The following is a 20,455-nucleotide window of genomic DNA, read 5'->3' on the forward strand; positions in this document are numbered from 1 at the left end:
AAGTCAGTAACTGAACAACGTTGTCTTAATTTAAGTGATTAATGTGGATTCACCTGACAAATCAGCCTGTTTTACTTGTCGCTTTACGGTAAACATCCGACAATTTGCCAAAACCTGGTAAAAATGGAGATGCCTATGACCACCGCCTTCTTTGTCGCTGCCGACTGGCTTGCCGAACACATTGACGACCCGGAAATACAAATTCTTGATGCCCGGATGGCACCTCCAGGACAGGAAGATCGCGATGTTGGCGAGGAGTATCGTGCGGGCCATATTCCTGGCGCAGTATTTTTTGATATTGAAGCGCTTTCCGATCATACCTCACCGCTACCGCATATGATGCCACGCCCCGAAGCCTTTGCCGTTGCGATGCGCGAGCTGGGCGTTAATCAGGATAAGCATCTGGTTATCTACGATGACGGTAATCTGTTTTCCGCGCCACGCGCATGGTGGATGCTGCGGACATTTGGCGTCGAAAATGTCTCCATTCTGGCAGGCGGTCTGGCAGGCTGGAAGCGCGATGAGTTAATGCTCCAGGAAGGCGATGAGGATTTACATGAAGGTGAATTTAACGTGGCCTTTACGCCTGACGCAGTTGTGCGCGTTACCGATGTACTGCTGGCCAGTCATGAAAAAACGGCGCAGATCGTCGATGCCCGTCCGGCTGCGCGTTTTAATGGCGAAGTTGACGAGCCGCGTCCTGGTCTGAAACGTGGTCATGTGCCGGGTGCGCTTAACGTACCGTGGACAGAACTGGTTCGTGACGGCGAACTGAAAACCACCGATGAGCTGGATGCTATTTTCTTCAGCCACGGCGTGAGCTTTGACCGCCCTATTATCGCCAGCTGCGGCTCCGGCGTAACGGCTGCCGTCGTCGTGCTGGCACTTGCCACGCTGGGCGTTTCTGACGTCGCATTGTATGACGGCGCATGGAGCGAATGGGGAGCGCGCAACGATTTACCGGTAGAACCGCAATTATAAAGCTGGAAAAGCCGGATAGCACTTCGCTTATCCGGCCTACAATTTAGATAATCCGGTTCTGTTTAAAGTCGCGCAGGAAACCGCCCCAGCGGCGTTCGTAGAACGGTGCGATATGCTCAGTGATAAAGTGGCTCACGCCCTTCTCACCCTTCTTCACCTGGCAGATATCAATAGGTTCATCGCCCGGCAGCGTATCGGTCGCGACGCTGCCAGCAGCGTGGATGATCTCTTCAATATCCCCTTCCGCTTCAATACCAATCAGCAGATTCGGCTGGGCTTCCGCGCTTTCTTTGATTGAGCAGAGAAACGCGCGTTTTACCGGCTTAATGGTTTTAAACAGCGTAGTCAGCGAGTCAATCATCTGCGCCGGAGGTTCAGCGACTTCAGAGAGGATCAGCGATTCACCGCCTTCCAGTACTTCCTGGGTGCTGAGCGGATTCCCCTCTTCCCCCATCAGCAGGCTGATTTCACGCGGCATAAATTCTTTGCCGGTCGGCAGTTTCGCGTTGAGAAAGAGCGTTTCGCCGAGCGTCATTTCAAACAACGTACGCACCGGCATAACGACAAATGCCTGCTCATCTTCCACCGCCTGCTGCAGGGCTTCCAGAGAAGTGAAGAACGGGATCACAGTCGTTCCGTCTTCTTTTTCCCAGTGCTGCAGGTCGAGAGCGCTGTCTTCAACCACCGCCTCGCCTTCTGCGGCAGTACCCGGCACCCAGACTGTGGATTCCAGTAAAGTACGGAAAAATGCCGGACGATGCGCAGGCTCTGTTGCCGCTTGTTCCAGCAATGTTTCTAATTCGTTTTTTGTTTCGGACATAAGTATCACAAATTGGATGAATACATGTAGGCCGGATAAGCGTAGCGCCATCCGGCAATACAGTAATAAATTATGCGGTCAGCAGATTCGCAATCGTGCGCACACCCAGACCGGTTGCGCCCGCAGACCACTGCTCAACCGGCGCTTTGCGATAGGTTGCAGAGCAGTCGATATGCAGCCAGCCCTGCTGGTAGTTTTCCACGAAATGGGACAGGAAGCCCGCCGCGGTGCTTGCGCCAGCCGGGTAAGCCGCGCTACCGGTGTTATTCAGTTCGGCAAAGTTCGACGGCAACTGGCTACGGTGAAACTCTGCCAGCGGCAGACGCCAGAACGGTTCGTTTTCTTGCGCCGCACTTGCCAGCAGGCGAGCAGCCAGCTGATCATCAAAGCTAAACAGCGCGTGGTAATCGTTGCCCAGCGCGGTTTTCGCCGCGCCGGTCAGCGTGGCAGCATCAATGATCAGTTCCGGTTTCTGCGCGCTGGCATCGATCAGGCCATCGGCCAGCACCAGACGTCCTTCGGCATCGGTATTCATCACTTCAACTTTTTTACCGTTGCGATAGTGAATGATGTCGCCGAGCTTAAAGGCGTTGCCGCTAATCAGGTTATCCGCGCAGCACAGATACAACTTCACGCGCTTGTTCAGACCGCGGGTGATGGCAAATGCCAACGCGCCGGTGACCGTTGCCGCACCGCCCATGTCGGACTTCATTGAGTCCATAAATGCGCTTTGCTTGATGCTGTAACCACCGGAATCAAAAGTAATTCCCTTACCAACCAGGCAGGCATAAACCGGGGCTTCTTTGTCGCCTGTTGGGTTGTAGTCCAGCGCCAGCAGCACTGGAGGACGTTCAGATCCGCGACCCACGGTATGCAGGCCCATGTAGTTCTGCTCGCGCAGATCTTCACCTTTGGTGATGCGGTAAGAGACGTTATCGCACGCGACGGAGCACAGCAGATCAACAGCGCGCTGCGCCAGCTGTTCCGGGCCCAGCTCTTCTGCCGGGGCGTTAATGGTATCGCGCACCCAGTCAATAATCTTCAGACGGCTATCCAGCTCTTTGCGCTGCGCTTCGTCCAGAGCGGCCCACTCAACTTTGCGGGTGCCTTTTGGTCCCTTGTAGCCCTGCCAGAACGCCCAGCTGCGTTCGGTATCCCAGCCTTCACCGTCCAGTTGAACGTGTTTAATACCCAGGCCGTCGATTTTACGCGCGGCACGCTGGATAAGGCCGAGGTCATCTTTTCCGTTCAGGTGCAGGGTAATGCCGTCATTATTAATGCTGTATGTCGCCTTTTCACCCCAGCGGGCATCGGCGGGTTGCGTGGAAAGCGTAATTTTCATGGCTTCTGTCATTTTATTTATCCTTATTTTCGCGCATACAGGAAAACGGGCCACCCGTGGGCAGCCCGTTGACTTATTCGGCTTCGTCCAGCCAGACCAGCAAAATGGCCTCAAGGATTTTTTCGTTCGATGCCTGAGGATCATCATCGAACTCTTCCAGGTCACAGATCCACTGGTGCAGATCGGTGAAACGAACGGTCTTGGGATCGAGATCGGGGAAAGCGTCATACAGCGCCTCGCCGATTTCGCGGCTATCGGTCCACTTCAGTCCCATACTACCCTCTGTTAATGCTCACGCGCATGATTGATTGTGTAACGTGGGATTTCGACCACTAAATCGTCCTCGGTTACCCGCGCCTGACAGCTTAAACGGCTCTCCGGCTCCAGTCCCCAGGCTTTATCCAGCATGTCGTCTTCTTCTTCTGTGCTTTCCGGCAAAGAATCAAAACCTTCACGCACGATGCAGTGGCAGGTAGTGCAGGCACAGGATTTTTCACAGGCGTGTTCAATCTCGATCCCGTTACGCAGGGCAACGTCGAGAATGGTTTCGCCGGTCTCAGCTTCCAGAACTGCGCCATCGGGACAGAGATCCTGATGAGGCAAAATAACAATCTTTGGCATATTAAACCTCGTCCACGGAATGGCCTTTCAGCGCGCTACGGACGGATTTGTCCATGCGGCGAGCGGCGAATTCCTGGGTTTGTTTGTCTACGTTTTTAATGGCTTGTTCTATCGCGTCAACATCGTCACCCTGTGCAACCTCGCTCAAGTGCGCGGCGGCGGTGTCGATAGCCTGACGTTCTGCGGCGCTTAACAGCGCGGCATCAGCGTTCAGCGCACCGGATAAACTCTCCAGTACGCGTGCCGCTTCGACTTTCTGTTCTGCCAGCATACGGGCTTTAACGTCCTGCTCGGCAAAACTCATCGAATCCTGAATCATGGAGGCGATTTCACTGTCGGTCAGACCGTAGGACGGTTTAACCTGGATTGAGGACTCAACGCCTGTGGATTTCTCCATGGCGGTGACGCTCAGCAGCCCATCGGCATCCACCTGGAAGGTCACGCGGATATGTGCGCCGCCTGCCGGCAATGCCGGGATGCCGCGCAGCGCAAAACGCGCCAGTGAACGGCAGTCCTGCACCAGCTCACGCTCGCCCTGCATCACGTGAATGGACATCGCGGTTTGGCCATCTTTAAAGGTGGTAAAGTCCTGCGCGCGCGCCACTGGGATAGTGGTGTTACGCGGGATCACTTTCTCCACCAGACCGCCCATGGTTTCCAGTCCCAGAGACAGCGGGATAACGTCCAGCAGCAGCATTTCGCTGTCCGGTTTATTTCCGACCAGAATATCCGCCTGGATTGCCGCACCGATAGCGACCACTTTGTCCGGGTCAATAGAGGTCAACGGCGTACGGCCAAAAAATTCACCGACGCGTTCACGTACCAGAGGCACGCGCGTTGAACCGCCAACCATCACCACTTCCAGCACATCTTGCGGCTCCACGCCCGCATCTTTCAGCGCGCGACGGCAGGCCAGCAGCGTACGCTTGACCAGTGCGGAAATGAGTTCATTAAAGGTTTCACGGGTGATTTCACCCTGCCATCCTGCCACGTTAACCGTTACAGAATCAGCGTCGCTAAGCGCGATTTTCGCTGCAATCGCGGCATCCAGCAGTTCGCGCTGTACGCGGTTATCGCTGCGATCGGCCACGCCCGCCTGCTCGCGAATGTAATCGGCCAGCAGATGGTCAAAATCGTCGCCGCCGAGCGCGGAATCACCGCCGGTCGCCAGCACTTCAAACACGCCACGGCTCAGGCGCAGAATAGAAATATCAAAAGTACCGCCGCCAAGATCGTAGACTGCGATCACGCCTTCCTGACCGGAGTCCAGACCATACGCGATCGCCGCTGCGGTCGGTTCGTTCAGCAGACGCAATACGTGCAGGCCCGCCAGACGCGCGGCGTCTTTGGTCCCCTGACGCTGTGCATCGTCAAAGTAAGCCGGAACGGTGATTACCACGCCGTCCAGTTCGCCGGACAGCGATTCGGTAGCCCGCGCGGCCAGCGCTTTCAGAATATCAGCGGAGACGCGCACCGGATTAAGCAATCCGGCAGCGGTTTCAATCATCGGCAGACCGTTTTCGCTCGCCTGGAACGTGTATGGCAGATGCGGGTAACGCGCCTGGATATCCGCCAGAGAGCGGCCCATCATGCGTTTTACCGAGCTAACGGTGTTTGCCGTATCCAACGCTGCATTGGCGCGGGCATCGTAACCGACAGAGTAGCCCTGCTGCTGATAGTGAACCACTGACGGCAACAGGTGGCGACCTTCATGGTCTGCCAGCGTTTCGGCCTGGCCGCTGCGTACGGTAGCAACCAGGGAGTTGGTGGTGCCTAAATCGATACCTACCGCCAGACGACGCTGGTGCGGCGCGGCGCTCAGACCAGGCTCACTAATTTGTAATAAGGCCATTTTCGCTTCCGGAAATTAAAAATCGAGCAGTTTTTCTTCGAGTTGTTCTGCACTGCTTCGCAGTTTATCGAGAAAACGCAGCTTACGCACGGTATCTGCCGCTGCGTCCCACGTCTCGCTATCCAGCTGTTCCACCATCAGTTGATGGCGAACGTTATACATTTCGCTGACGCGTTTCATAAACGCATCTAAACGTTGACTGTCTTTTGCCTGTTCAATCTCGTCCAGCTCTTCACGCAGCTCAAGTTGCTCCATCAGGAACGCGGTATCGCGCACCGTGTGCTGCTCGCTGCGGATATCAAAACCGTGTAAAGACAATAAGTATTCGGCGCGCATCAAAGGATGACGCAGCGTTTGCCAGGCCTGGTTGATAGTGGCGGACTGCGAAACCGCAGCAAGTTGTTCCGCCTGGGAGCCGCTGGCGAATTTATCAGGATGATACTGACGTTGTAGATCCTGAAAACGTAGGCTCAGCGCCTGAGTATCGAGCTGATAACGGGCCGGTAAGCCAAAGAGGGTGAAGTAGTCCATAACATTCTCAGGGCATCGATTCTCTGTTGTTCGATGAGGCAAAACCAGAGAGTCAGGTAAAACAAACCCCACGCGCAGGCGACCACGGTGGGGTTATCAGTAAGCGCGTTACACGTGGAAGCTTTCGCCGCATCCACATTCGTCTTTCACGTTCGGGTTAGTGAACTTAAACCCTTCGTTCAGACCTTCTTTGACGAAGTCTAACTGCGTACCGTCGAGGAATTGCAGGCTCTTACCGTCGATCACGACTTTTACGCCTTTGTCTTCAAACACGGTATCTTCAGCCGCCGGCTCGTCAACAAATTCCAGTACATAGGCCATACCTGAGCAGCCGGAGGTTCTCACGCCCAGACGCAGACCAAACCCTTTACCGCGGTTTGCCAGGAAGGTATTTACACGCGCTGCTGCACTGTCGCTTAAGGTAATCGACATAATAAAACCTCAACTCTTAATTATTTTGCTTCACGTTTGCTTTTGTAATCCGCAATCGCGGCTTTAATCGCGTCTTCAGCCAGAATAGAGCAGTGAATTTTCACCGGTGGCAGTTCAAGCTCGTCGGCGATATCGGTGTTTTTAATCGCCTGTGCTTCGTCCAGAGATTTCCCTTTTACCCATTCGGTAACCAGAGAGCTGGAAGCAATAGCGGAACCGCAGCCGTAAGTCTTGAAACGCGCGTCTTCAATGATACCCTCATTGTTGACTTTGATCTGCAACTTCATCACGTCGCCACAGGCCGGTGCACCCACCATGCCGCTGCCCACGTTCTCATCGCTGTTATCAAAAGAGCCCACGTTACGTGGATTCTCGTAATGATCGATAACTTTTTCGCTGTAAGCCATGTTGAATTCTCCTTATCGGTGCCGAATTAGTGATGTGACCATTCAATGCTGTTCAGATCCACGCCCTGTTTGAACATTTCCCACAGTGGAGAAAGGTCGCGCAGACGGCCAATGGAGTTGCGAACCAGATTGATGGCATAGTCAATCTCTTCTTCGGTAGTGAAACGACCTAAAGAGAAACGAATTGAGCTGTGTGCCAGCTCGTCGGTCATCCCCAGCGCGCGCAGCACGTAGGATGGCTCCAGGCTTGCAGAAGTACATGCAGAACCGGAGGATACAGCCAGGTCTTTCAGCGCCATAATCAGCGACTCGCCTTCAACAAAGTTGAAGCTGACGTTGAGAATGTTCGGTGCGCCCTGCTCGAGGTCACCGTTGAGGTACACCTCTTCCATATCTTTCACGCCGTTCCACAGACGGTTACGCAGACTGCGCAGGCGCGCCATCTCGGTTTCCATCTCTTCTTTAGCGATACGGTATGCTTCACCCATGCCGACGATCTGGTGCACAGGCAGCGTACCGGAACGCATACCGCGCTCGTGACCGCCGCCGTGCATCTGCGCTTCAATACGAATACGCGGTTTACGACGAACGTACAGCGCGCCGATACCTTTCGGACCATAGATTTTGTGGCCGGAGAAGGACATCAGGTCAACTTTCAGTTGGCTCAGATCGATAGGCAGTTTGCCCACGCTCTGGGTCGCATCAACGTGATAGATGATGCCGCGAGCACGGCACATTTCGCCGATAGTCGCGATATCCTGCACCACGCCGATTTCGTTGTTCACGTGCATGATGGACACGAGGATGGTGTCGTCACGCATTGCCGCTTCAAGTTCTTTCAGGTCGATAATGCCGTTACGCTGCGGGGCGAGGTAGGTAACTTCAAACCCTTCACGCTCCAGCTGACGACAGGTATCCAGCACGGCTTTGTGTTCGGTTTTGCTGGTGATGATGTGCTTGCCTTTTTTCTGATAAAAGTTGGCTGCACCTTTAATCGCCAGGTTATCGGATTCAGTCGCACCGGAAGTAAATACGATTTCACGCGGGTCAGCGCCCACGAGGTCGGCAATCTGGTTACGGGCGATATCTACCGCCTCTTCAGCCTGCCAGCCGAAACGGTGTGAACGAGACGCTGGGTTACCAAAGTTTCCGTCCAGGGTCAGACACTGCATCATTTTCTCGGCAACACGCGGGTCCACCGGCGTGGTTGCGGAGTAATCGAGATAGATCGGTAATTTCATTGCTCTATAAACTCCGTACATCGCTTCAATGCAAGGAATCAGGCAACCGGCTGGATGTACGACCGAGTTAACGGGGTGTGTAGCACCCCGGCCTGATTCTAAAATACTTTTATTATGCGCGTAACTTAACGTCGATCGCGTCTTGAGCACGATTAGTGCGTGGAGCGTCATGGGTATGCTGGCGACCAGACACATCCAGGACTTCCTGATTATTTACCAGTTCGCCCAACGTAATGTTGTTGAGGAAACCGGTCAGACGATCGCTCAGATCGCGCCACAGCGCGTGGGTCAGGCATTTATCGCCGCCCTGACAACCGCCTTTGCCCTGGCAACGGGTCGCATCTACAGACTCGTCAACAGCGCTAATCACTTCACCTACTGCGATGCTGCCGGCATCTTTACCCAGCAGATACCCGCCGCCTGGTCCACGTACGCTGGAAACCAGACCGTTTTTACGCAAACGGGAAAACAGCTGCTCCAGATATGACAGGGAAATTCCCTGACGTTCAGAAATATCAGCCAACGGTACCGGGCCCGTTTCGGAGTTGAGCGCAACGTCCAACATTGCGGTCACGGCATAACGCCCTTTTGATGTCAGTCTCATGTCTTACTTAGCCTCAAACTCGCCCCTGCCCGGGGTTTTTTATTGTAAAATGGGGGTATTGCATAGCAGGGGCAAGTCTGACATTCCCGACTAAATCAGTCAACTATTTACTTGACTAATTTAGTCAGGTATTTAACCTTCAGTGCCATTTTCACTTGCCGGATGCGCTTCGTTTATCCGGCCTGCAAATCGTGCGGCCTGTAGGCCGGATAAGCGAAGCGCATCCGGCATTCGTACAGTTACTTGCTTTTATTCTGCTGCTCGATTGAAGCTAAAATCCCGCGCAGGATGTTCAACTCCTGGCTCTCTGGACGCGCACGGGTAAACAGACGGCGCAGCTTATTCATCACCTGTCCCGGGTGCCCTTCGCGGATAAACCCGGTCGACAGCAGCGTTTGCTCCAGATGACCGTAAAAACGCTCTAAATCATCGACCAGCGGATACTCTGCTTCTTCGTAATCTACGGTCTTATCGCTTTCCTGCGTCGCCAGCCAGGCCATGCGCACCTCATAAGAGATGACCTGCACTGCCATCGCCAGGTTGAGCGAACTGTATTCCGGGTTCGCGGCAATGGCGACGTGATAATGGCACTTCTGCAGCTCTTCGTTGGTCAGACCAACACGTTCACGACCAAAGACCAGCGCCACCGGCGAGTTCGTCGCTTCAGAGACACTTTTTAAACCGCATTCACGCGGATCCAGCATCGGCCACGGCAGCGTGCGGGAACGCGCACTGGTGCCTACCACCAGGCTACAGCCCGCCAGCGCTTCATCGAGCGTATCGACGATCTGCGCGCTGCCGATCACATCACTGGCACCCGCTGCCAGGGCGATGGCCTGGGAGTCCGGTTTAACCAGTGGATTTACCAGCCACAGATTGGTTAAACCCATGGTTTTCATTGCGCGGGCTACAGAGCCCATGTTGCCAGTGTGAGAGGTTTCCACCAGCACGATTCGAATATTTTGCAGCATTGTATTTCTTCGGCTAAAGATTATTCGGGCATATTATCATAAAACGAAGACATATTCCGAACTCGCTGCTATACTCTGCGCCGTTTTCCCGTTCTTTAACATCCAGTGAGAGAGACCGATGCATCCGATGCTGACCATCGCCGTGCGCGCAGCGCGCAAGGCGGGTAATGTAATTGCCAAACACTACGAAACACCAGACTCTGTAGAAACCAGCCAGAAAGGCAGCAATGATTTCGTGACTAACGTCGATAAAGCCGCCGAAGCGATTATTATCGAAACGATTCGCAAATCTTACCCACAGCACACCATCATCACCGAAGAAAGCGGTGAACATGTTGGTGAAGATTTGGATGTTCAATGGGTTATCGATCCACTGGATGGCACCACCAACTTCGTAAAACGTCTGCCGCACTTCGCGGTATCCATCGCAGTACGCATCAAAGGCCGCACTGAAGTCGCCGTTGTTTACGATCCAATGCGTAACGAACTGTTCACCGCAACCCGTGGCCAGGGCGCACAGCTGAACGGCTACCGTCTGCGTGGCAGCACCGCCCGCGATCTGGATGGCACCATCATCGCCACCGGTTTCCCGTTCAAAGCCAAACAGCACGCCGCTTCTTACATGAAAATTCTTGGCAACATGTTTACCGAATGCGCGGACTTCCGCCGCACCGGTTCTGCTGCGCTGGATCTGGCCTACGTTGCCGCAGCCCGCGTTGACGGTTATTTCGAAATTGGCCTGCGCCCGTGGGATTTCGCCGCAGGTGAACTGATTGCCCGTGAAGCTGGCGCACTGGTTTGCGACTTTACCGGTGGTCATAACTACATGGCGACCGGCAACATCGTTGCAGGTAACCCGCGCGTAGTGAAAGCCATGCTGGCTAACATGCGTGACGAACTGAGCGACGCGCTGAAGCGTTAATCGTTGATGCCGGATGGCGGCTAGCGCCTTATCCGGCCTACCAGGGAAGTTCCCCGTAGGCCTGATAAGCGAAGCGCCATCAGGCATTCATCCTACAACAGTGCTAAAACGGTCTTATCCCTCGCCCTACCGGCACCGCACTCATCCACATCACTACCGCAGCAGCGATCAGCACCGCACCACCGGCTAATGCCAGCGTCGTCCAGCCAATCTGTCGCCACAATACCGGCGCTTTATGCCCGCTAAGTTTCACCGCCAGCGAGCGGAAACTGTGTACCAGCAGAGCCAGTGACGTAATCGTCAAAGAGGTTCCTGCCGCCATCGCCAGCGCCGACGCCATACCCCAGCTAAACACGCCAACCACTTTGCTGAACAGTAAAACCATGATGGCCCCCGAGCACGGGCGCATCCCCATAGACAGCACGATCATCAACCGGGCACGCCAGTCATCACCACTTTGCAGCTGTTCAGGATCGGGCAAATGCTGATGCCCGCAGCCGCAACCCTCGTGATGCACATGATGCGGCGTGAAGGCTGTGAATTTTGGGCGGCGCAGCAGCTGGCGCAATTTCTTCAGCGCACGGACGCACAATAAAACGCCCAACACGCCAACCAGCGCATAACTTCCTTTCTCCAGCCAGAAACTACTCATATGTAGCTGTCGTGCGGGCAACTGCAAGATGGTAAGCACCACAACCACCAGTCCGATAGCGACCAGGCCCTGTAATAAAGATGAGGCTAGCGTCAGGCCAATACTCGACTTCAGCTTCGAAGGGTGCGTTGCCAGCCAGGTGGTAATAACGACTTTTCCATGTCCCGGCCCCAGCGCGTGCAGAACGCCGTAGAGAAAACTAAACAGCAGCAGCGATCCCCCGGCCTGGGCCGGCCTGGCGGCAACTGCTTTCAGCAACCCGCTCATCTGTTGGTTAACGTCGCGCTGCCAGACGACACTTTTCATCATCACCTGCGGCCAGGCCTGCCATAGCCACAGTATGCCGCCTGCCGCCAGCAGCAAAAAGACAGCCAGCGGCCATAGCATGAGCCAGCGACGTCTGGCTGCGCGTTGTTGATACACTACTGACATTGCAGCGTTACCGTCTGTGCAAACTGTTTACCCAACTCCATATCCTCCGGCGGTGCGTCTTCTTTATCCAGCGACTGCGCAAAGCTCAACGTTTGTTCATTCGGCGTCGGCGTATGTACTGAAATCCGGCATTTTTGGCTTATGGACTGCCCCAGCCTGGCGTCGCTATCTTTGTCATAGCTCATATCAACGTAGTAGGTCGGGTCGAAGGTTGAAATGGTATATTTTTGACCACTCAGCGGCTGAGCTTCGGCCAGCGGCAAAACGAACGTCAGCACTGCCTGGTGTTCCTCCCGCGCCATGCCATATTCCGTCGGCCTGTTTTTAAACTTTACCTTTTTCCCGTCGTGCCACACTTCGGTGAAATAGTGCTGCCCGAGAACGTTGGCCATCACTTCCGCCGCCAGTTTCTTCCAGATCTCATCACCAGGTTTGGCATTCCCCGCATCGTAAAGCAGATCCGCCGAGGTAATTTCATCCATCGTCCAGCGCATTTTCAGCGCGACGAACTGGTCATTCTCGCTCACTATCTCAGTTTTCAGATGGATAAAGCTGTGGGGATGCGCGCCTGCGCCAAAGGACAGGACAGCGAGAAACAACGTGATAATGATACGTTTAACGCCTTGCATGAGTTCTCCACGATGAAAATCTACACCGCCACAAATAATGATGCCTGGTTTGGCGAAAGTGTGCTGAGGATACCATTGAACGAAAAAATATTGAGCACCCTTTTCCGGTATCGATTCAGTTCTCAATTTCGATAATTTCTTCTTCGGGAAATTCCCCTCAAACACCTTTTCGGCGTCAAAACTTAAGCCAAATGATAACGATATGTTAATTAATAGTTTCATTTTAATATTTAATTAATACTTAATTTGAACAACTGAATGTAAAACCATGCAAATTTAACTAATTATTAACCATTTTATTTCCATAAATTCACAACAATGGGCATAGATCACATTCGCAAAACTTATGATTCATTCCCTCTTCCATTCATTGTTAACTTCACGCCGTGACATGTCCTGCCCCCTACGAAAGGTACAACTATGAAATTCAAACTCGCATTACTCAGTGCAACCCTGGTTTCTGCATGCATGTTGTCCGGCACGTCCTTTGCGGCGGAAAAATATGAAATTGCTGTGGTTGCCAAAGTCACCGGGATCCCATGGTTTAACCGGATGGAAACCGGCGTAAATGAAGCAGCAAAAAAACTGGATGTGAATGCTTACCAGACCGGACCTTCAACGCCGGACCCGGCGCAGCAGGTGAAAGTGATTGAGGATCTGATCGCCAAAAACGTTAATGCGATCATCGTGGTGCCGAATGATGCCAAGGTCCTTGAGCCGGTACTGAAAAAAGCGCGCGATAAAGGCATCGTGGTGTTGACGCACGAATCCCCGGATGAGCAAATTGGCCAGTGGGATATCGAAACTATCGACAGTGAAAAATACGCACAGGCCAACGTCGATGAGTTAGCGAAAAATATGGGCGGCAAAGGCGGATATGCCATCTATGTTGGTTCGCTGACGGTCCCACTGCATAACGCGTGGGCGGATTATGCAATTAAGTACCAGAAAGAAAAATATCCGGAAATGTTCGAAGTCACTTCACGTCTGCCGGTCGCGGAAAGCATCGATAAATCCTACGCCACAACGCTGGATCTGATGAAAACCTACCCGCAGATGAAGGGCATTATCGGCTTCGGCTCACTGGGTCCAATCGGTGCGGGTCAGGCTGTGCAGAAAAAACGCGCCAAAGATAAGATCGCCGTCGTCGGGATCGCCATGCCAGCGCAGGCAGCACCTTACCTGATGCGCGGTGATATCAAAAAAGCGCTGCTGTGGGATCCAAAAGACGCGGGCTACGCGCTGGTCACTGTTGCCGATCAGCTGTTGCAGGGCAAAGAAGTGAACGCCGATCTGAGTATCGATGGTTTAGGGAAAGCCGATATCGACACGGAGAAGAAAGTGATCCGCTTTAACAAGATCCTCGAAGTCACCAAAGACAACGCACAATCACTTGGTTTCTAAGGCTTTAGCCAACACCAGGGAACCTTAACGCCGACCGCCTGGTCGGCGCTATCAACCAAACTAACACTCAGCGTCCCCCCGGACGCGCGCAGGGGTATTGTCCATGGCAGACACCACCGCATTTATCACTCTTGAGAATATCAGCAAACAATTCCCGGGCGTGCTGGCGCTGGATAACGTGAATCTGACGCTGAGAAAAGGCGAAGTTCACTGTCTGGCGGGTCAAAACGGCTGTGGTAAAAGTACCATTATTAAAGTGATCTCCGGGGTTTATCACCCGGAAAAAGGCGCGCAGATTTTACTTGATGGCAAATTGTTCCATCACCTGACGCCGCAGCTCTCTTCGCATTATGGCATTCAGGTTATTTATCAGGACCTGTCATTGTTCCCCAACTTTAGCGTCGCAGAAAATATCGCGGTCAACCGCTATCTGCCGGGTGGTGATATCTGGGTGCGTCGTGGTGCCATGAAGCAGCAGGCGCTGGCAGCCATGAAACGTATTGGGGTGAATATCGATCCCGATAAAAAAGTTGAAAAACTCTCAATTGCTGATCGACAGCTGGTCGCCATTTGCCGGGCGATTGCCGCCGATGCGCGTCTGGTGATTATGGACGAGCCCACCGCCTCGCTAACCCGCCAGGAGGTTAATGGCCTGCTGCGAGTAGTTAATGAACTGAAAGCGGCCGGAATTTGCGTCGTGTTTGTCAGCCATCGTCTGGATGAGGTGATGGAAGTGGCTGACCGCATCAGCGTAATGCGCGACGGCAAACTGGTGGGTACATACCCTGCCAGCGAACTCGACAGCCACGAGCTGGCCTTCCTGATGACCGGACAACGCTTCCACTACAGCCCGTTGCCGGAAAGACCCGCGATTGAGCAAGAGCCGCTGCTTGAGCTGCGCAATCTGAGCCGCAGAGGTAAATACCAGAACATTAATCTGTCGCTGCACGGCGGCGAGATCGTCTCCATTGTTGGTCTGCTGGGTGCCGGGCGCACTGAGCTTTGTCTGAGCCTGTTTGGTATGACCCACCCGGAAAGCGGCGAGATTCGCATTAACGGTCAGCCGGTTACTCTGCGCAATAACCATGACGCCATCCAACACGGGATCGGCTATGTCTCAGAAGATCGCCTGACGCAGGGGCTGATCATGGAGCAGTCGATCTACGACAACACCATCGTCACGGTGTTTGATCAACTGCACACCGGTAGCGGTCTGCTCGATCATCGTAAAGCGCAAAAGTTGGTCGCCGATTTAATCCGCGAACTGAATATCAAAGTGTCCGATCCGCACCTGCCGGTCAAAACCCTTTCCGGCGGTAATGCCCAGCGTATCGCCATTGCCAAATGGGTAGCGACCAATCCCCGCATCCTGATCCTCGACTCGCCTACCGTCGGCGTGGATATCGCCAACAAAGAGGGTATTTACCAGATAGCCCGCGATTTGGCTGAACAGGGTATGGCGGTGCTGATGATTTGCGATGAAATCCCGGAAGCGTATTACAACAGCCACCGTGTGCTGGTAATGCGTCGCGGCAAGCTGGTGGCGGAATTTAATCCTCATCAATGCCGTGAAGAGGAGATTGCTGAAGTGGTCGAGGTAATCAATGAATAAGATGCATCTCTCCCGTTTAATCGGGCAACATGAGTTCTGGCTGGGCCTGCTGGTTGTAGCCCTTGCCGTTGGGCTAAGCATCAGCACCGACGAGTTCTTGTCTTTGGGGAACCTGACGGATGTGGCCACCAGCTACGCGATTCTCGGCATCCTGGCCTGTGGGCTGTTTGTGGTGCTGATTTCCGGCGGGATCGACATCTCATTTCCGGCGATGACCGCGATAGCCCAGTATGCAATGGCCAGTTGGGTTATCGGTCACGGCGGCAACTTCGCACTGGCGTTAATCATCGCCATTGCGGTGGGCCTGCTGCTTGGGCTGATCAACGGTTTTCTGGTCTATTGGCTACGCGTTCCGGCAATCATCATTACCATCGCCACGCTGAACGTCTACTACGGTCTGCTGGTTTACGCCACCAAAGGCACCTGGCTGTACGGCTTCCCGGACTGGTTTATGAACGGCATTAACTGGTTCTCGTTCACCGCGGCGGATGGCTACGACTACGGTTTGACCCTGCCCCTGCTGTGCCTGGCGGCGGTGATCATCTTTACCGCCGTGCTGATGAACTATACCCGTCTTGGCCGTCAGGTTTACGCCATGGGCGGCAACCGCGACGCGGCCTCGCGCCTGGGGCTGAATCTGCTGAAGCTGCATTTCTACGTCTATGGCTACATGGGCATTCTGGCAGGCGTTGCCGCCGTGGTTCAGGCGCAAATCACCCAGTCAGTTGCGCCCAATTCGCTGCTCGGCTTTGAGCTTACGGTGCTGGCGGCGGTAGTACTCGGCGGAACCAGCATGAGCGGCGGGCGCGGTACGTTGACCGGAACCCTGCTCGGCGTGGTTCTGCTGGCCTTCTTACAAAATGGCCTGACGCTACTCAGCGTCTCCTCTTACTGGCACACCGTGTTCAGCGGCGCCATTATCCTGGTCAGCATTAGCGCCACGGCCTGGAACGAAAAACGCAAACTGGCAAGGGAGCTTTGAGATGAAAACAATCGCCAGATTTTTACCCGGTGATGCCATCATTCGTCTGCAATGCGTGATTATTGTGGTCGTCGCCCTGGTTTTCTCGGCCCTGCTTGGCAGCCGTTTTTTCAGCGTCGCTAACTTCCAGTCGATTGGCTCACAGCTACCAATCCTCGGCATGCTGGCCCTCGGGATGGGCATGACCATGCTGACCGGCGGCATTAACTTGTCGATTATTGCCGGGGCGAACGCCTGCTCGCTGGTGATGGCGGCGATTATCGTCACCCATCCGGATAACCCGCTGTTTCTGGTGCTGGCGCTGCTGGCAGGCGCTGCCGTAGCGGTGGCTATCGGCACGCTCAACGGTGCGCTGATTGCCTGGGTCGGGGTCTCGCCTATTCTCGCCACGCTCGGCACGATGACGCTTATCTCCGGGCTGAATATTCTGCTTTCCAACGGGACAGTGATTTCCGGTTTCCCGACCGCCATTCAGTACCTTGGTAACGCCACGATTGCCGGTATTCCGGTGGCGCTACTGCTCTTTTTCCTGGTGGCAATCCTGCTGTGGGTACTGCTGGAACACACCACGCTTGGGCGCAGCCTGTATCTCGTTGGTTCCAATGAACAGGCTACCCGCTACAGCGGCGTAAATACCGTACGGGTACAAATTTCGGTGTACGTGATTTCTGCCCTGCTCGGCTGGGTCGCCGCCATTTTGATGATGGCGAAATTCAACTCAGCTAAAGCCGGATACGGTGAATCCTACCTGCTGGTCACCATCCTTGCCTCCGTCCTCGGCGGTATCAACCCGGATGGCGGCTTCGGGCGCATTATCGGCCTGGTGCTGGCACTGATTGTGCTGCAAATGCTGGAAAGCGGCCTTAACTTGCTGGGGGTCAGCAGCTATCTGACGATGGCGCTGTGGGGCGCGGTGCTGATCCTCTTTATCGCATTACAGAATCGTAAAGCCTGATTTCAGGAGAAAAAATTATGGCAAGTTACTTTATTGGTGTGGATGTCGGAACCGGAAGCGCCCGTGCTGGCGTGTTTGATCTCAACGGCAGAATGGTCGGTCAGGCCAGTCGGGCCATCGAGATTTACCGCCCGCAGGCCGATTTTGTTGAGCAGTCTTCCGATAACATCTGGCAGGCGGTGTGTAACGCGGTTCGCGATGCGATTAACCAGTCGGATATCAACCCTATCCAGGTTAAAGGTCTCGGCTTTGACGCGACCTGTTCACTGGTGGTGCTGGACAAAGAAGGTAAACCGCTGACCATTAGCCCGTCCGGGCGCAGCGAACAGAACATCATTGTGTGGATGGATCACCGCGCCATTACTCAGGCCGAGCGCATCAACGCCCTGCATCATCGGGTGCTGGACTACGTTGGCGGCATTATCTCCCCGGAAATGCAGACGCCAAAACTGCTATGGCTAAAGCAACATATGCCCAACACCTGGGCCAATGCGGGATACTACTTTGACCTGCCCGATTTCCTGACCTGGCGCGCAACGGGCGATGACACGCGCTCATTGTGTTCGACGGTGTGTAAATGGACCTATATGGGCCATGAAGACAAATGGGATGCCAGCTATTTCCGCCAGATTGGGCTGGAAGATTTACTGGAGCATGATGCTGCCAAAATTGGTCGCTACGTGAAAACCATGGGCGAACCGCTCGGTCACGGGCTATCCGCGCGCGCCGCCAGCGAAATGGGGCTGATTCCGGGGACCGCTGTCAGCGTCTCGATCATCGATGCCCACGCCGGCACCCTCGGCACGCTCGGGGCAAGCGGTGTTTCCGGCGAGGTGGCGGATTTTGACCGTCGTATCGCGCTGATTGGCGGCACTTCCACTGGACACATGGCGATTTCCAAAGAGCCGCGTTTTATCGGTGGCGTCTGGGGTCCTTACTACTCAGCCGTGCTGCCAGAATACTGGCTCAACGAAGGTGGACAGTCGGCAACAGGGGCGTTAATCGACCACGTTATTCAGTCGCATCCTTGCTACGAAACCCTGCTGGCGCAAGCTAAATCTCAGGGGCAGACCATTTACGAAGTGCTGAATGCGCTGTTGCGTAAAATGGCCGGTGAGCCGGAAGATATCGCATTTTTAACCCGCGATATGCACATCCTGCCCTATTTCCACGGCAACCGCTCGCCGCGCGCTAACCCAACGCTTACGGGCGCAATCACCGGACTGAAACTGTCACGTACGCCGGAGGATATGGCGCTACAGTACCTTGCGACCATCCAGGCCATTGCGCTGGGAACCCGCCATATCATTGAAACGATGAATCAAAGCGGCTACACCATCGATACGATAATGGCCAGCGGCGGCGGGACGAAAAACCCAATCTTCGTTCAGGAACATGCCAACGCCACCGGCTGCGCGATGCTGCTGCCTGAAGAGAGCGAAGCCATGCTGCTGGGTGGCGCCATGATGGGAACTATCGCCGCGGGCGTTTTCGAAACCTTCCCGGAAGCGATGTCGGCGATGAGCCGGATTGGTAAAACGGTTACCCCGCAGACTAATCGCATTAAGCAGTACTACGATCGCAAATATCGGGTATTCCACGAGATGTATCAGGATCATATGAAATACCGCCAGTTGATGCAGGAGGACGCATGAGCGACTCCTGGTCTCAGGCCACCGGCGTATTTCAGCTCTATAGCGATGCCCTGGCGGGTCTGGGGCAGCATCTGACTGAACCGCTCTGGCAGTCGCTGATGGCGGAGCTGCGCGGCTGTCAGGGGAAAATCGTCGTCACCGGCGTAGGTACCTCCGGCATCGCAGCGCGTAAAGTGGCGCATATGCTTGCGTGCGTGGAACGCCCGGCGATCTACCTCAACGCGACGGACGCGGCGCATGGCGATCTCGGTTTTTTACGCGCCAACGACCTGGTGATTATGCTGTCGCGTGGGGGGAATTCGGACGAACTCACCCGGCTGCTGCCCGGACTGAATGCGCGAAATGTGCCGATTCTGAGCGTGACTGAAAACGCCGATTCAGCCATTGCTAAAGCGTCGAGACTGGTGATTTCCACCGGCGTCCAGCATGAGGCCGACCCGCTGAACATGTTGGCCACCACATCAATTTTACTGGTGCTGGCTATCTTTGACGCCGCCTGCGCCTGTCTGATGAGCGAAAGCGGTTACTCAAAGGAGACGCTGTTGTCTGTGCATCCAGGTGGTGATGTTGGATTAACGCTGAGCCGTGGTAAGTAACGCCAGACAGCGCTCTTTTTACCCCCCCTATTTGCAGGTGTAATGGCGGTCAGTTAAACATGTAGGGAGAACGTTTTACTCTGAATAAGTTTCCGTTCACCTTATGTGCATCGCTTCTCTGATATCGCTATACCCGTGAACGTGCAAGGGAGGCTCACCGCCGCCTCCCTTGCATCCCTGGCTCCCGGCGGGAAAATCGTCGCTGCGCGAGCTATTCGTCTTATTCCGTCTGCCTGTCGGGTCGGGGCCGAGCCTGCATCCATGCAGGCCGTCCCCTCTGCCCGCATCCTTGCGGGCAGTCCCGGTCAGCCGTCAACGCCTCATCAATTTTCAGCCGGACCGGGGTCATCGCTTCAACGCTCTGACTTCCAGTTAAATCTGTTTTGCTGTTTTAACAAAAAACGCAGAAGGTGGGGTGTGAGCTGGTCCGGCTGAAAATTGCCGACGTGTTTCCGTAAGGCCGGGAGAGCCAGCATGGATGCTGGCTCAGGGCGCGCTTTACAGGGACGTTACATCGCGCCCGGCCCTGTAGCCTGGAGGAATAAGCGGAGGGAACCGCGGAGCGGCAATTTTCCCGCCGGGAGCCGGGATTGTTAAGGGTGCGGCGATAGCACCCTTAACACGTTCACTGCCGTTCAGTGTACAGAGAAGCGATGAACATAAGGTGAACGGAACCTTTTCTCGGAGAAAACATATTCATTATGCTCCGCCAACATATGTTGATACAGGAGCATTAACAGTACGTCATTGCGCAACCTGCCGGTTTATTTATATCTAAACAAAAGATAAAACAGTGAAAAAGCGGATTAACTCG

General features: G+C 54.5%; 21 protein-coding genes. 8 read left to right on the forward strand and 13 right to left on the reverse strand.

The features are described from left to right. The first annotated feature begins 135 nt into the window (after nucleotides 1-135). Nucleotides 136-981, forward strand: coding sequence for a 3-mercaptopyruvate sulfurtransferase (gene sseA, locus OGY04_RS21525; protein ID WP_286577365.1), 846 nt, complete (start codon nucleotides 136-138; stop codon nucleotides 979-981). A gap of 43 nt (nucleotides 982-1,024) precedes the next feature. Here sseA and sseB read toward each other — a convergent pair whose 3' ends face one another. The 11 genes from sseB to trmJ all read right to left on the reverse strand — a co-directional run bounded on the left by sseB (nucleotide 1,025) and on the right by trmJ (nucleotide 9,802). After that, nucleotides 1,025-1,801 carry an enhanced serine sensitivity protein SseB gene (gene sseB / locus OGY04_RS21530; RefSeq protein ID WP_016157136.1) on the reverse strand — a complete coding sequence of 259 codons (777 nt, stop codon included), beginning with the start codon at nucleotides 1,799-1,801 and terminating at the stop codon, nucleotides 1,025-1,027. A 70-nt stretch (nucleotides 1,802-1,871) separates the two neighbouring features. Next, nucleotides 1,872-3,155, reverse strand: coding sequence for an aminopeptidase PepB (gene pepB, locus OGY04_RS21535; RefSeq protein ID WP_008785461.1), 1,284 nt, complete (start codon nucleotides 3,153-3,155; stop codon nucleotides 1,872-1,874). 61 nt (nucleotides 3,156-3,216) lie between these two features. Further along, on the reverse strand, nucleotides 3,217-3,417 hold the full coding sequence (gene iscX, locus OGY04_RS21540; RefSeq protein WP_003037694.1) for a Fe-S cluster assembly protein IscX: 201 nt from the start codon (nucleotides 3,415-3,417) through the stop codon (nucleotides 3,217-3,219). Nucleotides 3,418-3,428: 11 nt separating this feature from the next. After that, nucleotides 3,429-3,764: an ISC system 2Fe-2S type ferredoxin gene (fdx, locus tag OGY04_RS21545; RefSeq protein ID WP_003037690.1), complete on the reverse strand. Its 336-nt coding sequence runs from the start codon at nucleotides 3,762-3,764 to the stop codon at nucleotides 3,429-3,431. A gap of 1 nt (nucleotide 3,765) precedes the next feature. Beyond that, nucleotides 3,766-5,616, reverse strand: a complete 1,851-nt coding sequence (gene hscA / locus OGY04_RS21550) for a Fe-S protein assembly chaperone HscA (protein ID WP_003838439.1) — start codon at nucleotides 5,614-5,616, stop codon at nucleotides 3,766-3,768. A gap of 15 nt (nucleotides 5,617-5,631) precedes the next feature. Continuing rightward, complete coding sequence (gene hscB / locus OGY04_RS21555; protein ID WP_003835201.1) at nucleotides 5,632-6,147, reverse strand: co-chaperone HscB; 516 nt, start codon at nucleotides 6,145-6,147, stop codon at nucleotides 5,632-5,634. Nucleotides 6,148-6,255: 108 nt separating this feature from the next. Next, nucleotides 6,256-6,579: an iron-sulfur cluster assembly protein IscA gene (gene iscA / locus OGY04_RS21560; protein ID WP_003835203.1), complete on the reverse strand. Its 324-nt coding sequence runs from the start codon at nucleotides 6,577-6,579 to the stop codon at nucleotides 6,256-6,258. Nucleotides 6,580-6,599: 20 nt separating this feature from the next. Continuing rightward, nucleotides 6,600-6,986, reverse strand: coding sequence for a Fe-S cluster assembly scaffold IscU (gene iscU, locus OGY04_RS21565; protein WP_002913991.1), 387 nt, complete (start codon nucleotides 6,984-6,986; stop codon nucleotides 6,600-6,602). A 26-nt stretch (nucleotides 6,987-7,012) separates the two neighbouring features. Beyond that, nucleotides 7,013-8,227 (reverse strand): cysteine desulfurase, encoded by a 1,215-nt coding sequence (gene iscS / locus OGY04_RS21570; protein ID WP_003835233.1) that lies wholly within the window; start codon nucleotides 8,225-8,227, stop codon nucleotides 7,013-7,015. A 112-nt stretch (nucleotides 8,228-8,339) separates the two neighbouring features. Continuing rightward, on the reverse strand, nucleotides 8,340-8,831 hold the full coding sequence (gene iscR / locus OGY04_RS21575) for a Fe-S cluster assembly transcriptional regulator IscR (protein WP_003037674.1): 492 nt from the start codon (nucleotides 8,829-8,831) through the stop codon (nucleotides 8,340-8,342). 239 nt (nucleotides 8,832-9,070) lie between these two features. After that, entirely contained in the window at nucleotides 9,071-9,802 is a 732-nt protein-coding gene (trmJ, locus tag OGY04_RS21580) for a tRNA (cytosine(32)/uridine(32)-2'-O)-methyltransferase TrmJ (RefSeq protein WP_003835235.1), read from the reverse strand. A gap of 118 nt (nucleotides 9,803-9,920) precedes the next feature. Between trmJ and suhB the strand changes: the two genes are divergently transcribed. Further along, complete coding sequence (gene suhB / locus OGY04_RS21585) at nucleotides 9,921-10,724, forward strand: inositol-1-monophosphatase (RefSeq protein WP_003835237.1); 804 nt, start codon at nucleotides 9,921-9,923, stop codon at nucleotides 10,722-10,724. 103 nt (nucleotides 10,725-10,827) lie between these two features. Here suhB and OGY04_RS21590 read toward each other — a convergent pair whose 3' ends face one another. Then, nucleotides 10,828-11,808, reverse strand: coding sequence for a nickel/cobalt transporter (locus OGY04_RS21590; RefSeq protein WP_079935289.1), 981 nt, complete (start codon nucleotides 11,806-11,808; stop codon nucleotides 10,828-10,830). Further along, a complete protein-coding gene (locus OGY04_RS21595; protein ID WP_048225041.1) occupies nucleotides 11,799-12,437 on the reverse strand; it encodes a DUF1007 family protein in 639 nt (212 codons plus the stop codon). The genes OGY04_RS21590 and OGY04_RS21595 overlap by 10 nt, the downstream gene beginning before the upstream one ends. Nucleotides 12,438-12,857: 420 nt before the next feature. On the opposite strand from OGY04_RS21595, the gene OGY04_RS21600 reads away from it, so the two are divergent. The 6 genes from OGY04_RS21600 to OGY04_RS21625 all read left to right on the forward strand — a co-directional run bounded on the left by OGY04_RS21600 (nucleotide 12,858) and on the right by OGY04_RS21625 (nucleotide 19,641). Beyond that, nucleotides 12,858-13,841 (forward strand): autoinducer 2 ABC transporter substrate-binding protein, encoded by a 984-nt coding sequence (locus tag OGY04_RS21600; protein ID WP_003037665.1) that lies wholly within the window; start codon nucleotides 12,858-12,860, stop codon nucleotides 13,839-13,841. 103 nt (nucleotides 13,842-13,944) lie between these two features. After that, nucleotides 13,945-15,453: a sugar ABC transporter ATP-binding protein gene (locus OGY04_RS21605; RefSeq protein ID WP_008785466.1), complete on the forward strand. Its 1,509-nt coding sequence runs from the start codon at nucleotides 13,945-13,947 to the stop codon at nucleotides 15,451-15,453. Further along, a complete protein-coding gene (locus tag OGY04_RS21610; RefSeq protein ID WP_008785467.1) occupies nucleotides 15,446-16,435 on the forward strand; it encodes an ABC transporter permease in 990 nt (329 codons plus the stop codon). Before OGY04_RS21605 ends, OGY04_RS21610 begins: the two co-directional genes overlap by 8 nt. Before the next feature lies 1 nt (nucleotide 16,436). Continuing rightward, a complete protein-coding gene (locus OGY04_RS21615; protein ID WP_003037658.1) occupies nucleotides 16,437-17,390 on the forward strand; it encodes an ABC transporter permease in 954 nt (317 codons plus the stop codon). Nucleotides 17,391-17,407: 17 nt separating this feature from the next. Next, on the forward strand, nucleotides 17,408-19,045 hold the full coding sequence (locus tag OGY04_RS21620; RefSeq protein WP_008785469.1) for an FGGY-family carbohydrate kinase: 1,638 nt from the start codon (nucleotides 17,408-17,410) through the stop codon (nucleotides 19,043-19,045). After that, the gene (locus OGY04_RS21625) at nucleotides 19,042-19,641 is read left to right on the forward strand and encodes a KpsF/GutQ family sugar-phosphate isomerase (RefSeq protein ID WP_111465252.1); all 600 of its coding nucleotides are present in this window, start codon (nucleotides 19,042-19,044) and stop codon (nucleotides 19,639-19,641) included. Before OGY04_RS21620 ends, OGY04_RS21625 begins: the two co-directional genes overlap by 4 nt. Nucleotides 19,642-20,455: the final 814 nt, after the last annotated feature.

Origin of the sequence: Citrobacter sp. Cpo091 (genome assembly GCF_030332645.1) — a bacterium.
Taxonomy (GTDB): Bacteria; Pseudomonadota; Gammaproteobacteria; order Enterobacterales; family Enterobacteriaceae; genus Citrobacter; species Citrobacter portucalensis.